The sequence below is a fragment of the Selenomonas sp. AE3005 genome (assembly GCF_000686945.1).
In the GTDB taxonomy this organism is placed as follows: Bacteria; Bacillota; Negativicutes; order Selenomonadales; family Selenomonadaceae; genus Selenomonas_A.
Window position 1 is genome coordinate 140,014 of the sequence record NZ_JMME01000002.1, and the last position, 13,614, is coordinate 153,627.

Sequence of the window (13,614 nt, forward strand, 5' to 3'; positions counted from 1 at the left end):
AATGAATTTGCAATTTTTACGGCAAGAAGCACTCGATGTCTTATCCCGAAGTATTCCGGAAAATATTGAACTGTATGCGGATCAGGAATCCCCTTGGATAAACGACTTTTTCGTCAAGCATGAGATAAAGGTTCCTAGTTTTATGTCCGAAATTGACATACCAGACATAGAACTGATATATGGAGCTGATTCCAAAAATGATGCTGAAAATGCCGTTCGGTTATATGAGGCTTTCAAAAACCGCATTTATCCTGTCCAGGCAATGGATCGCAGGCTATGGGTTCAGTTAACACATAATGAATTCTATGGGTACATGCGAAGCAGGTGGAATGTTGAAAATACCTTAAATGACAGAGGAACGAATGGAACTGTTACAGACAGATATTTTGTAAGCCGCGGGTTGTTTAGAAACGGCATATCTCGGTTATATTGGATTGCGGAATCGACTTATGACGAATCACTGGAAGATCCGTATGAGTACACTCGGTTTTTGATTGGATATCAAGATCTAATTAATCAGGTTGACGGCAGATCTTTATGTAGAAATAAAAACATCTTACACTCATGTCTTAAAACACTAAAAAATGCAGGAGATCTCACTGAACGTCAAAAAAGACTATTTTTCGAGGGCATATGCAAACGAGGCGGAGTAAAAGTACTTGATGCTTTGCCGATGGATGTACTTGATGATTTGTGCAAGAGTACCTTGGAACGAGTCCTAGAAATTAAGCAGATAAAGAATGGAAGTAAAGTATATCTACAGGCGGTAGATTCTGACATCAGTCTGGTCATTATTGTTCGAAATGGGAAAGCATATAGGGGTAAATCATTATTTAAAACCAAGCCAGATAACCTCTATAGACTGACTGTGGGAAACGAAATGGAATTGGGAAAGAAAAAATACAGGATTACTGATATTAAGTAACCAGATAATGCAACTGATAGAATCATAAATACCTATAATAACAAAGCCCTAATCGGAAGCGGTTAAGGGCTTTGTTATTTTGTTTTCAAAAAACGTCATATTTCGCTCCTTCCCGTGGCTGTCAGATAGGAGGCCACACCGCCTCCGAAAATAACAAGAGCCTGATTACGTATAAGGGCCGGGATACAGATACCTCATTCTCCACATCAGCGGAGGAAAGATATCAGTACCCTTGGATAACTGTGCCTTTTATTCGTAATCAGGCTCTTTTCCATGTGTACGTTCCGGCCCTCGGTCGTCTTCGGGCGGAAAGGAACGGATATTTATATACCTTATAAGCTGGCTGACGGTTCCGTGGTACTTGTGGAAGTCACACCGGAGACTGCAGAATTTATTCTCATGAATGACCGGGAGATTGCGAATGCAGACCGCAGAGAGCGATACCACACGCCTTACCATATTGATGCCCTGGAGTATGAAGGCGAGGATTATGCAGTTCATGAAACACCGGAAGACATCCTGATCCGGAAGGAAGAGAAAGAGCATCTGGATGACATGCTGTCATGCCTCACGGATACGCAGTTCCAAAGGCTGACCATGAAGGCGGAGGGCATGACGCTGCGGCAGATTGCGGAAGCAGAAGGTACAAATGTGAACGCTGTCAGGGATTCCCTTTTGCAGGTAAGGAAAAAACTTGAGAAATACAGGGATGAATTCTGAAACCACACTGTACAAAACGGCCTGTTTTTCTCCGTATAGTGAGCGGCCTCTCTCAAATCTGCAGGGAAGGAGGAAAAACCAATGTATGAGAGATTACCGCAGGAACTGAAGGCCCATGCCGGTTTCTGCGGATGGAAGTATGAACAGCGTGACGGCAGGAAGACCAAGGTACCGAAGACCGTCACTGGAAGGAATGCCGATATCAGTAACCCTTCCGACTTCTGCGGGTTTGAAGAGATCCTGAAGAAGGCCGGTAACTACGATGGTATAGGCATCGCTGTCAGGGATGACCTTGCAGCCATAGACATCGACCACAGCATCGTGGATGGAAGCCTCACGGATCTGGCAGCGGGGATCGTGGAGAAGGTGCGGAGTTATATGGAGATAAGCCCTTCCGGCGAAGGCATCCGCATCATAGGGAAGGTAAGCGGCTTCACCTATGACAGGGAGCGGTATTACATCAACAACCGGAAGCTGGGGCTTGAGGTATATGCACCTGGCGGGAAAAGCCGTTTCGTCACGGTGACCGGCAATGCAGTCAGGGATTATCCCATGCGGGATATAACGGACGTTCTGCCGGAAATCCTTGAGGCTTATATGCGGAGGCCGGAACCGCAGCAGACAGAGGGCCGCGCAGATGCTCCCGGAAGCTTCCTGACGGATGAGGAAGTGACGGAGAAGGCGGCAGCGGCTGTGAACGGTAAAAAGTTCGCTGACCTCTATAACGGGGATATCAGCGGCTACCCATCACAGAGCGAGGCGGAACTTGCTTTCATGACGATGCTGGCATTCTGGTGCGGCGGGGACGCGGATCAGATGGACAGGATCTACCGCGGCAGCGGCCTGTACCGGGCGAAATGGGAACGGGCCGATTACCGGGAGCATACACTCAGCAAGGCCGTGAACGGGACAGCAGATTTCTATATGCCGCCGGAAACCTCGTCAGCGGATGAGGATTTTGAAGCCCTGAACGATGCCCAGAAGGCCTGTGAAGAGCCGATACCGCTTGAGGAGATGACTGTACCGTCTTTCCCGGTCGATGCACTGCCGGAGGATATCAGGGACTATGTCCTTGCTGTCGCGGAAAGCACCCAGACGCCTGTGGATGTGGCTGCATGCGCTGCCCTGTCTGTCATCTCCATCGGGATGCAGGGGAAATATGTGGTCAGGCCGAAGCCAGACTGGACGGACCCGGTGAATACCTTCATCGCTGTGTTCATGCCCCCTTCTGAGCGTAAGTCGGCTGTCTGCTCCGCAATGGGGAAGCCGATGAACGAGTATGAGAAGGAATGGAACAGGGAGCATGCGGCGGAGATCGATTTCAGCAAGTCGCAGAAGAGCATCCTGGAAAGGAGGCTGAAGGCGCTGGAAGATCAGGCTGCGAAGGGCAAGGCGGAAATGGAGGATGTCCGAAGGGCGTCAGAGGAACTGTCAGCTTTCCGGGAGCGGAAGCCCCTTCGCTATTACGGGGACGATGTGACCACGGAGAAGCTCGTCAGCATGATCTCCGAGAACGGCGGCAGGGCAGCCATCTTCTCCCCGGAGGGCGGCATCTTCGACCTTCTGAAGGGGATGTACACAAGGTATGTGAATATCGATGTCTTCCTTAAAGGGTACTCCGGGTACCCGATCCGTGTGGACAGGATAGGCCGGGAGAGCGAGGTCATCTATACCCCCGTGCTTACCGTCATGCTGATGGCACAGCCCAGCGTCCTTGCCGGGGTAATGGAGAATGGGAATTTCAGAGGCAGAGGGTTGACCGCAGGGTTCCTTTACTGCATCCCGGAGTCATATGTCGGAAAGAGGAAATACCGCTCTGAGCCGATACCGGAGGAAACGTACCGTAAGTATGAGCGCTACATCAGGAATATCCATGCAGATTAGCCGGATATGCAGCCGGAAGCCATCACGCTGTCACCGGAAGCGGACAAAATGCTTGAAGCCTTTTCGGAGGAACTGGAGCCGAAGCTGAAGGCTGAGTATGCCGATATAGGCCACTGGGCCGGGAAAATAGTGGGAAACACTGCTCGGATCGCAGCACTCCTGTGCAGGGCTGGAACGCCTGTTACCCGTGACTTCCTTGATGTCAGCGAACCGCTCATCATAAGCGGCACGGTTATGGCTGATGCCATCCGCATCGGAAGGTATTTCATCGAACATGCGAAAGCGGCATTTTCACTCCTGGGGGCGGATGAAAGGATACAGAACTGCAAATATGTCCTGTCTGCAATCCAGAGGGCAGGGCTTACGGAAGTCAGCCGGAGGGACATTATGCGGCTGTGCAGGACGTTCAAGACAGCGGAAGAAGTGCAGCCTGTGATAGACCAGCTTGCCGATTATGGGTACCTGGCTGAGAAGAAACCGGAACGGCAGACGGGCAGCGGAAGGAATCCATTGCCTGTCTATCTGGTGAACACAGGTGCCTTGGACAGAAAATGATTATGTCCTATTTTGTCCCGTTCGCTGATGAAGCGTGAAAGCCAGTAAATACGGCAAAAAATGGAATTATGTCCTTTTTGTCCTTTGTCCCGAATGTCCCTAAGTCTATAACTACAGCATGAAAAAGATATTTATATATATTCAGGCCTTTTCCATACCAGGTAAGCCATACACCAGTCCATGAACTGTCCGGAAATGCCTGCATTGATGTTTTCAGCTACAGATGCTGTTTCACGCAGTAAGGCAGTATCTTATGGGCGAAAGATGATGCGCCGTTTGGCAGCTTATTTCAAGCGGAATATTCCCGGCTTTTAAAAAGCCTATATCAGCCGCGAAGCCAGCATGGTAGGCGTGCGCGAGTCTTGGCGGATTCGTGGGAAGTACTACCTGGAAGCTGATGATTATTTGAAGGCACGTCATTTTCCCGATGCCGTCTGTCGAACGGCATATCCCATAGATATTCATGATGTGAAGCTGGATGTATTTAAGAAGCTGAAAAAGGGACAGTATTACGAAATCCCCTATCGTGCCCTGGTGACCAATGAGATGTCCAACCTGCTGGTGGCAGGACGCTGCGCCAGCGGCAGTTTTACTGCCCAGGCCTCCTTCCGTATACAGCCCACCTGCATGAGCATGGGAGAGGCAGCCGGCATTGCGGCAGCTTGGGGGCTTTCCCGCAACATTCCCGTAAATGAAATTAAATGGGAAGATATACCTGCTGAAAAACGCAGTTATGTAAGCAAATAAATGAAAAAGGCGATAGGCTAAGTAAGCGGAGGTCCCTATATGTTTAAGCATAGTTTATCTCGCTGTGACTTTTGGAAAAGCATAGCCTGGGGCTTGCTGTCGATATCAATACACGTTACAAACCCTATATAAAACATGTTTATGGTAAACGAATTAGTAGCATTTTTTGTCATCTTGTAGGCTGCACGTAACCTGCATATATGATACTATAATATGGAGGTGAAAAATCATGCTGTATAGTTTGGAAAATGACAAATTATGTGTGCAGGTGCGCAGTTATGGTGCCGAATTACGTTCCATTAAGGAACGTGCAGATGAAACGGAGTATCTGTGGGATGGCAATCCGCAGTGGTGGAAGTATAGTTCTCCAGTGCTTTTTCCCATTGTCGGTAAATTGCAGGATGGAAAGTATCGTGTGAACGGCAAAGAATTTGAACTGCCTGGCCATGGATTTGGGCGTATCTCTGAGTATCAGCTGGTAGAGCGCCGCCAGGACTATATAGAATTTGCACTGAAGTGGTCAGAAGAATCTCTGGCCAGCTATCCGTGGAAGTTTCAGTTGAATGTGGCGTATGCCTTGAAGGATAAAACGGTTGAAGTAATCTGGAAGGTGCAGAATTTGGATGACAAGGAAATGGTCTATTCCATAGGCGCCCATACAGCTTTTCGTTGTCCCTTGGTGCAGGGGGAAGAATTCAGTGATTACTATCTGAAATTCAATCAGGAAGAAGATAACCTCAATATGCCGCTTAACAGCAAAGGACAGTTCCTCAAAGCGCACGGTGAGACACACTTGCAGGGGCAGCAGTTAGACTTAAATTACAAGATGTTTGCAGGAGACGCTTTAGCTTATAAGGGACTGAAGTCAGATGTCGTGTCAATCTGCTCGCATAAGAGTGACAAGAAGGTTTCGATGGAGGCCAAGGATTATCCCTTCTGGGGATTCTGGACTCCGGCGCAAGGTGGGGCCCCATTTCTTTGCTTGGAACCATGGCAGGGGCATGCAGATTATGAAGGATATGATGGCGAGTTTGCAGAACGCGAAGGCAGCCTGAAACTTGCCTCAGGTGAAACGCAGAAGTTCCATTACACCATCAGGATAGGCTGAGGTTATTAAAATAGAGCTTGCTGGCAACAACTGTTATGTTTTGTACGTTTCTTTGTACAAGCTGATAAACAAATCTGTTGGCTAAGCCACAATCAAGCACCTATGCCGTAGCAGGGTGCTTTTCTTATGAAAGAAATGAGGTAGGCCTTAAATGAGGCAAAATAATAGAGCCGCCTGCAATCTCTGCAAGCGGCCCCGATTCGTTACTTACTGACCTTTTCCCAGTAGTTAATGCGAAGAACATCGCCCTTCTTCATATCCCTGGTCAAGAGCCAGTCATTGAGCTCCCTGATACCCTCACGGAATTCGTTAATATCACGTTTCCCGTAGGTATTCTTCTGTAAGTAGGTTTCAGCAACACTCTGAAGAGTGTCGCCTTCTTGAACTTCGTAGGAAACATGGACTACCGTCCAAGAGCGATGATCCACTTCGGCGGCCTCGCTAACGCTCCCTACACAGACAAACAAAGCCGCCATCAATGCGATAACCACTTTCCTCATCTTCTTACCCTCCTGGGCTAACCCAATAATAAAATAAGTATGATTACTATGAGATAGATTATTCTATCTAGGAACATCATATTCCTGCTAGTTTTTCAATGTCAATATTTTTTGTCAGAAATATTTTTTATGCAGCAATGTGGGGCTGATGTAGCGGAATATTCAGCTGCCAGTAAGAAGGAGATTGGTCATCGACACGGAATTGTTAAAAGAGGAAGAAGAAATTGAGGCAGCAACGCTAATGAGGAGCATGGCTTGCGTGGCTGCCGAGAGGGGGGAGTAAGTCAGTTGGTTAGAGCTTGAATACAGGAATTTTTGCTGAGTTTAGAATGTGCATTTGGGGGGCAAAGTTATTGGATATTGAAAGCATGGCCAGATATTGGTCGCAGGATGCAGAGAATTATGGCGACATAATACGGAAAGAACTGGCCAGTTTTCGTGTAGAGGCCTGGCAGAAATATTTGCAGGAAAAAATGCCTGCACATACCCGTAAGGTGCTTGACTTGGGCTGCGGTCCCGGATTCTTTTCCATTATCCTGGCTAAAATGGGGTATGAGGTAACGGCGGTGGATTGTTCTGAGGGGATGCTGGCTCAGGCGCGGCAGTTGGTTGAAAGCGCAGGCAGCAAAATAACGATAAAGCAGATGGATATCAATCATTTGGATTTTTCGCATGCTGCCTTTGATGCCATTGTGAGCCGCAATGTTACCTGGACTTTATCTAATCCGTGGCAGGTATATGAGGAATGCCGGCGAATACTGCGGACAGGTGGACGACTCCTTCTATTCGACGCTAATTGGAATATGCCGCTTTATGACGAATCTATGGCCAAACGGGCCGAAACTCGGCGGAAAGAATGCTTGCGGCAGTATGGAGATGCTTTGGATTCTGCAGCAGATATAACCGAGCCTTTTGACCCGTTGCAGCTGCCCCTCAGTGGGATAAAACGCCCTTATTGGGATGTGGAGCTGTTGCGTAACATGGGTTTTGGCGATGTGCATACAGAATTTGATGTGACGGACAGACTTTGGGATGATAAAGAACGCCTGCTCTATGGTGAAACGCCAATGTTCGGTGTTTTTGCCACGAAATTCTAGGAGGACACGGCTGATGGTTACTTATGAATATGGTAATCCTCATGCGGCCATAACGCTTATTCAACCAGTGGATGACCATGATATGGCAGGCATTGAGGCGGAAGTGACGGAAATTCAGAGGCTGTCCGGCCAAGAAACTCACTTGTTGGCGGTCAAGGTGGAAAGCTGGAACCGTGATTTATCGCCGTGGACTGCTCCTGCAGTTTTCGGTTGTGATGATTTTGGTGCCGGGGCAGGAGAAATGCTGGCCGAAATACTGAACTTGTGTCAGGATGAGAGTAAGGTTTATTACCTTGGCGGCTATTCGCTGGCAGCGTTGTTCTCCCTTTGGGCGGCTTATCAGACCAATAGATTTGCAGGTATTGCTGCTGCCTCACCTTCCATGTGGTTTCCGGGATTCGTTGATTACATGAAAGGCAGTAGGATTCAATGCTCAAACATATACCTCAGCCTTGGCGATAGGGAGGAAAAGACAAAAAATGCGGTTATGGCCAGCGTGGGCGATTGCATTCGGAATGGATACGCATGGCTGAAGGAGCAGGACATCCACTGTACATTGGAATGGAATGAGGGTGGACACTTTAAAGAGCCGGAGATTCGAACGGCAAAAGCTTTTGCGTGGCTGTTGAACTCCAGCATGGCAGTGCGGCATAGTGCCGGGACGGCTGGAGCTTAGAAGGTGGAAGGCTTTGGGGCTTATTATATAAAGGATTATTGATACAAAAAAGGCCCTGACTGTTGTTACTTGGGGAAGTGACAGTCAGAGCTTAATGAAATTATGCGAACTGGGGAAGCTCGCTAATGGTACTGCTCAATGGGGATTAGGGGAAGAGCAGCACCATTAATGCTATGTGTGTTATTATAAGACATAACAATGCACACGATACTGTAATTATTTACAAAGTTTCAGCTGACTGACAGTATAAATACACATTCGGTTAAGAGCAGGAGCTATAATCAGTAGCGCAGCTGGTAAAAAATGAAACGTTGAGGTGATTTAGATGACAATGCATGAAGTTATTTACTGGTATCTGGCCATAATCAATATCGTGGTGCTGGTTATTTATGGCGGTGATAAGCTCTTTGCCAAACTGGACACCTGGCGTGTGCCGGAGAAAGTTTTGCTGTTGTTTGCAGTGTTTGGCGGCAGCGTGGGGGCTTTGCTGGCTATGCAACTGTTCCGCCACAAGACACGCCACCTTAAATTTCGCTATGGTGTTCCAGTGATATTGCTGTTGCAGATAGCAGGAATTGTGTACCTGCATGTAAATTTATAATGCCGGCCCAGGAATATCCAGGGTTGCAGGAAAGATTTTCAAACAGGGGCAGCTTTTCTCGGATTGGGTTGATAGTAAAGCGGCATGGGCTAAAAGCTCGTGCCGTTTTACTTATTTTGTGATAAAATTATCTTTAATTGACAAGGGGAGGTGCTGGTGTGAATAAGGTACGGATAACTGTGGTGCGGAAGGCTTGCTATCCGGATTTGATGGAAAAGTACGAGAATCCCATCGAGCACGCCTGTGATATTGAGGAAGGCGCTGTGTTTATAGCCAATGGGTGGCAAAGACCAGAGGGGTTATGTGAAAGTGCCTGGGAGTCTATGTCACCTTTTGTCATGGGCTTAGCGCATGGAGCAGAGGGTTTTTATGATGGCTGGATGAAGAATCCGCGTTCAGCGATGATTTCCTGCAACGATGGCTTTCGTCCGGTGAGCTTTCTGTTGGAAACATTAGAGGACAAGGCTGACTGACATATAATATATTGAGAGTTTTCATGAGCTGTTTGTGACCTACGGCCGGCGTATGGCAGAGCAGTTGATGAAATTGTAAAAAGGAAAGCGCGTAGTTGATGGCGAAATATTCCATGAGGTGATTTTACCATGGATAGAAATGCAATGGAGCGCGCCCGGGGCTGTATGACGGCGGCGGGGCTGTTTTTTAAACCGGGGGCTGAAGATATTTCACAGGCGATAGAACTCGGGCTGCGGACGGATGAAGAACCGGAAAGCATTTATGAGTCCTGCATTAAGCGGACCACGGCTGATAAAGGCGTATTGGCGATGACCTCGCTGATTATCTTTTTCCTGGTCAGGGATGGTGTCAGTGTCAAGAAGGCCTGCATGTCGGCGTGGAAAGTAGCGGATAAGTTTCATGACACCATCATCAAAGCAATTTCCAACGCCTTGATGGCGGCGGAAAAGCCGAAGATGCGCGGCAAACTCGTGGCCGGATTCCTGTCGTCGGATAACCTGCAGGATAAACTAAGCCTGGCTATTTATATCAATATGATCAGCATGGAAGATACTTTCCGTGCACATATGCTGGAACTCAGCAAGCAGCCGGATAATGAAACCAGGATTATGGGCGCAGCTTTTGCCGGGGCTGTCTATGGGCTTAAGGAAGTTAATGCTGCCGGCAAGCCAAAGACATAACTGATAAAGGAAAGATATGGAACTAAATACGGTTATTTACTTTTTGACGGCCTCCGTGCTGCTGACTTTGGCACCGGGGCCGGATAATATGTACCTGCTGGCCAAAAGTCTGGCCAGTGGGGCGAAAAGCGGTGTAGCGCTCAGCGGCGGTCTGGCCAGTGGTATCGTCTTTCATACGGGGCTGGTAATGCTGGGAGCAGCGGCCCTTATCAAGGCCTCGCCGTTTGCTTTTATGGCTTTGAAGTTTGTCGGGGCCGGGTATCTTTTATATCTGGCCTGGCAGGCCTTTCATGAGCAGGGGGATTTGGAACTGGGCCAAAATAGTGACACCTTGGCTTATGGTGCTTTGTACCGCCGGGGGGTATTGATGAATATCCTCAATCCCAAGGTGCTGCTGTTTTTCCTGGCATTTCTGCCGCAGTTTGTCGATACGGGCAGCGAGCAGCTGGCGCTGCAAATTGCTTTGCTGGGAGCGGTGTTTGCCCTGCAGGCGTTTGTCATCTTTGCGTTCATTGCCATTTGTGCCGGCAGGGTGCGCGCGTTTATAAGCAAAACACGTAATCTCAACCGCATACTGGGAGTCGTGCAGGGAGTGGTGCTGGTGGCTATTGCCGGGGCAATTCTGGCGGCTGGTTGAAAACAGATGAAAATATTGGAGCACGTGGAAAAAATATTTGACAGGCTTATAAATCTATGCTAAACTATCAAAGTCGTGAACAAGAAGAAGCCACCGCTTCTCACCTGCTGATTAGGTCAGTCGGGTTTATAGCATTGAGTTTTTAGAGGTGGCTTTATGCCGCCTCTTTCTTGTTTAGATAAGAGACGTAGACTTTAAGCAGGAGGTGTTTTACTATTAGCAGAGAAACCTTACGCATCAATGAGGAAATTCGCATCCGCGAAGTGCGTGTGACCAGCGCCGAAGGTGAGCAGCTGGGTATCATGGCCACGCGTGACGCACTGCGCCTGGCTGAAGAACAGCATCTTGACCTCGTGGAAATTGCCCCGAAGGCCAAGCCGCCTGTCTGCCGTATCATGGATTTCGGTAAGTACCGCTATGAGCAGCAGAAGCGCGAAAAGGAAGCGAAGAAGAAGCAGAAGGTCATTAACATCAAAGAGGTTAAGCTTCGCCCCAACATTGAACAACATGATTTTGACGTCAAGTTGAAGAATGCACTTCGTTTTGTAGAGGAAGGGAACAAGGTCAAAGTGACCATCATGTTCCGCGGCCGTGAGCTTTCGCATCCGGAACTGGGCAAGGAAGTCCTGGGCCGTGTAGCAGAAGCTCTGGGCGACCGAGTTTCCATTGAACGCAATGCCAAACTTGAAGGAAAAAATATGACGATGATTGTTGCACCGAAGGTGCAGAAAGCATCGAAGCCCAAACAGCCTGCACAGGAATCCTGAGTGCAAAGGCTAATTTAAGGAGGAAAATGTAATGCCAAAGATTAAGACTCGCAGAGCAGCAGCTAAACGCTTCACCATGACTGGTAGCGGTGAAAACTTCAAACGCAACAAGGCTTTCAAGAGCCACATTCTGGAGAAGAAGTCTCCGAAGCGTAAACGTAACCTGCGTAAAGCAGCTATGGTTACTGCCGCTGATTTCGGCCGCGTAAAGAGAATGCTCCCGTACGCATAATTTTATCGTAATTGACTCGTTTATTTTGATTTTTTAGGAGGATGAAACCATGCCAAGAGTAAAAGTAGGCGTGACTGCACATAGACGTCATAAGAAAATTCTGAAGCTCGCTAAGGGTTACAAAGGTTCCAAGAGCAAACAGTTTAAGAAAGCTAACGAGACCGTAATGAAGGCTCTCTACTACGCTCGTCGTGACCGTCGTGCGAAGAAGGGCAACTTCCGTCGTCTCTGGATTGCTCGTATCAACGCTGCTGCACGTGTAAACGGCATTTCCTACAGCCGTCTCGTTTGCGGCCTCACCAAAGCTGGTGTTGAAGTAAACCGCAAGATGCTGGCTGACCTGGCTATCTCTGATGAGAAAGCATTCGCTCAGCTCGTTGCTGTGGCAAAAGAAAACCTCTAATTAAGATGGTTTAGTGAGAAGTCTTCCCGCAAGGGAGGGCTTCTTTTACGTATAAGGCAATATTATAAGAGGTGATGGGGAAATGGAACATATCGACAGTCCTGCAAATAAGAAAATCAAATTAGCCATAGCTTTAAAACAGCGGAAACAACGGGAAAAGAACGGCATGTTTGTAGCAGAAGGTCTGCGGCTTTGCGAAATGGCTGCAGAGTCTGACTGGCAAATCAGTTATGGCCTGTTGACCCGTCAGTTGACATGTCAGGAACGGGGACGGGCGTTGGCAGAACGTCTGGCAGAGCAGGGCTGTCCGCTGTATGAGGTGCCGGAGGCACTGTTTGCCAAGGCTGCGGCCACGGAAACACCGCAGGGCATTATGCTGGTGATGGCGGCAAAAAACAGCCCCCTGCCGGCCAGGGCAGAGGGTGAATGTCCTTTGTATGTGGTTATGGATGGTGTGCAGGACCCGGGCAATGCCGGGACCATCATCCGTACGGCTGACGCAGTAGGGGCACAGGGCGTTATTATGCTTAAAGGCTCCGTGGATGTGTTCTCTGACAAGGTGGTGCGTTCCACCATGGGCAGTCTGTTCCATGTGCCTTTATACACAGGTGTTACGCCGGCGGCGCTGTTGGATTTCTGTCAGGCCAGCGGCCTGCAACTGCTGGCCACGGCACTTGACGAGTCAGCAGCACCGCACTTTGCCCGGGATTATCGCACCGGAACGGCCATTGTGCTGGGCAATGAAGGTCATGGCGTTTCCCAAGAGATTCTCGCCGGTGCACAAAAGACCTATATCCCCATGTACGGTCAGGCCGAATCGCTGAACGTCGGTATGTCGGCGGCGATTGTACTTTACGAGGCCCTGCGGCAGAGAAAATTTAATGTACGTTAATCTCCCCAGTGACAGTACAGGCCTAAAATGCCTTGCCCAACGGTTAAGGTCAGATTTGACTTGTCAGGCAGGAGCTCATTGCTAATGGCAGTGGGCGACATTTGCGTAAGTCTGGCCTCAGTCAGCGGCCAGCGCACGTTATTTATCGTGACACCAGTGCAGTTTTGGCTGCAGGGCAGCAGGGAGATGGCCTGTGGACGCTGGTTAAAGCTGCAGGTAAGCTGTTCTCTGTCTTTAACAAAACAGACGAACTCCTGTTCGTCACAGAGTACGCAGGGGATATTTTCCCTGGCGCAGGAAAATATCAGACTGTACAGGTGGTCAAAGCGGCCGCCAAAGGCACCGGTTATGAGGATAAGCGGTGCCTTTTTCATTTTGGTCAGTGCCAGCTGTGTGTCGGTCAAATCCTTAGCCACGGGAAATTCCTCGACGGGAACGCCCAGACTTTTGCCCCAGTTCCAGGTGTCAGGGGCGGCACTGTCCCCATCGCCCAGAATATAATCGGGAATGATATTGCTTTCCCGGCAGCAGTCAAGGCCGTGGTCAGCGGCGAAAACTTTTACAGCCGGCGGCAGTTTTTTTATCCAGTCAGTCGTCGGAGCGCGCCCGCCGGTGAATAGCAGCCAGGGGGCCTGGTGGTATTTTTCTCCGTAGATTGTCAGCTGGGGCAGGGAGAGTCCCGGATTTGCTATGTTCATAAACAATTACCTCGAATT

16 protein-coding genes, 1 pseudogene and 1 other annotated feature are annotated in these 13,614 nt (G+C 48.9%); of the genes and pseudogenes, 15 read left to right on the forward strand and 2 right to left on the reverse strand.

From position 1 onward, the window contains the following. Position 1: 1 nt before the first annotated feature. The 5 genes and pseudogenes from DL94_RS0102995 (at position 2) to DL94_RS0103015 (ending at position 5,939) form a co-directional block, all read left to right on the forward strand. Positions 2–925 (forward strand): DUF6339 family protein, encoded by a 924-nt coding sequence (locus DL94_RS0102995; protein WP_028128875.1) that lies wholly within the window; start codon positions 2–4, stop codon positions 923–925. Positions 926–1,198: 273 nt separating this feature from the next. Then, positions 1,199–1,645, forward strand: a complete 447-nt coding sequence (locus tag DL94_RS0103000) for a sigma-70 family RNA polymerase sigma factor (RefSeq protein WP_028128876.1) — start codon at positions 1,199–1,201, stop codon at positions 1,643–1,645. A 774-nt stretch (positions 1,646–2,419) separates the two neighbouring features. Further along, positions 2,420–4,084: pseudogene (locus tag DL94_RS16400) on the forward strand (DUF3987 domain-containing protein). A 351-nt stretch (positions 4,085–4,435) separates the two neighbouring features. Next, complete coding sequence (locus DL94_RS15150; RefSeq protein ID WP_197020700.1) at positions 4,436–4,831, forward strand: FAD-dependent oxidoreductase; 396 nt, start codon at positions 4,436–4,438, stop codon at positions 4,829–4,831. Between the two features lie 229 nt (positions 4,832–5,060). Continuing rightward, positions 5,061–5,939: an aldose 1-epimerase family protein gene (locus DL94_RS0103015; protein WP_037371218.1), complete on the forward strand. Its 879-nt coding sequence runs from the start codon at positions 5,061–5,063 to the stop codon at positions 5,937–5,939. A 203-nt stretch (positions 5,940–6,142) separates the two neighbouring features. Here DL94_RS0103015 and DL94_RS0103020 read toward each other — a convergent pair whose 3' ends face one another. Beyond that, on the reverse strand, positions 6,143–6,439 hold the full coding sequence (locus DL94_RS0103020) for a hypothetical protein (protein WP_037371220.1): 297 nt from the start codon (positions 6,437–6,439) through the stop codon (positions 6,143–6,145). A gap of 353 nt (positions 6,440–6,792) precedes the next feature. On the opposite strand from DL94_RS0103020, the gene DL94_RS0103025 reads away from it, so the two are divergent. From DL94_RS0103025 to DL94_RS0103070, 10 genes are all read left to right on the forward strand, one after another. Then, positions 6,793–7,536: a class I SAM-dependent methyltransferase gene (locus DL94_RS0103025; RefSeq protein ID WP_028128880.1), complete on the forward strand. Its 744-nt coding sequence runs from the start codon at positions 6,793–6,795 to the stop codon at positions 7,534–7,536. 13 nt (positions 7,537–7,549) lie between these two features. Beyond that, positions 7,550–8,212, forward strand: a complete 663-nt coding sequence (locus tag DL94_RS14040) for an alpha/beta hydrolase (RefSeq protein WP_051586269.1) — start codon at positions 7,550–7,552, stop codon at positions 8,210–8,212. A 325-nt stretch (positions 8,213–8,537) separates the two neighbouring features. Further along, a complete protein-coding gene (locus DL94_RS0103035) occupies positions 8,538–8,813 on the forward strand; it encodes a DUF1294 domain-containing protein (RefSeq protein ID WP_081798748.1) in 276 nt (91 codons plus the stop codon). A gap of 158 nt (positions 8,814–8,971) precedes the next feature. Next, positions 8,972–9,286: a TIGR04076 family protein gene (locus DL94_RS0103040; protein ID WP_028128882.1), complete on the forward strand. Its 315-nt coding sequence runs from the start codon at positions 8,972–8,974 to the stop codon at positions 9,284–9,286. A gap of 129 nt (positions 9,287–9,415) precedes the next feature. After that, entirely contained in the window at positions 9,416–9,967 is a 552-nt protein-coding gene (locus tag DL94_RS0103045) for a hypothetical protein (protein WP_028128883.1), read from the forward strand. Positions 9,968–9,983: 16 nt separating this feature from the next. After that, complete coding sequence (locus DL94_RS0103050) at positions 9,984–10,604, forward strand: LysE family translocator (RefSeq protein WP_028128884.1); 621 nt, start codon at positions 9,984–9,986, stop codon at positions 10,602–10,604. Positions 10,605–10,679: 75 nt separating this feature from the next. Beyond that, positions 10,680–10,781: a sequence feature (ribosomal protein L20 leader region), on the forward strand. A gap of 38 nt (positions 10,782–10,819) precedes the next feature. Beyond that, positions 10,820–11,371 (forward strand): translation initiation factor IF-3, encoded by a 552-nt coding sequence (gene infC / locus DL94_RS0103055; RefSeq protein WP_037371222.1) that lies wholly within the window; start codon positions 10,820–10,822, stop codon positions 11,369–11,371. Positions 11,372–11,402: 31 nt separating this feature from the next. Further along, positions 11,403–11,603, forward strand: coding sequence for a 50S ribosomal protein L35 (rpmI, locus tag DL94_RS0103060; protein ID WP_014424099.1), 201 nt, complete (start codon positions 11,403–11,405; stop codon positions 11,601–11,603). A 49-nt stretch (positions 11,604–11,652) separates the two neighbouring features. Further along, positions 11,653–12,006, forward strand: a complete 354-nt coding sequence (gene rplT, locus DL94_RS0103065; RefSeq protein ID WP_014424100.1) for a 50S ribosomal protein L20 — start codon at positions 11,653–11,655, stop codon at positions 12,004–12,006. An 82-nt stretch (positions 12,007–12,088) separates the two neighbouring features. Then, positions 12,089–12,898 (forward strand): TrmH family RNA methyltransferase, encoded by an 810-nt coding sequence (locus DL94_RS0103070; RefSeq protein ID WP_051586270.1) that lies wholly within the window; start codon positions 12,089–12,091, stop codon positions 12,896–12,898. On the opposite strand, the gene DL94_RS14045 is transcribed toward DL94_RS0103070, so the two are convergent. Beyond that, positions 12,895–13,596, reverse strand: coding sequence for a thiamine diphosphokinase (locus DL94_RS14045; protein ID WP_051586271.1), 702 nt, complete (start codon positions 13,594–13,596; stop codon positions 12,895–12,897). The genes DL94_RS0103070 and DL94_RS14045 overlap by 4 nt on opposite strands. Positions 13,597–13,614 lie beyond the last annotated feature (18 nt).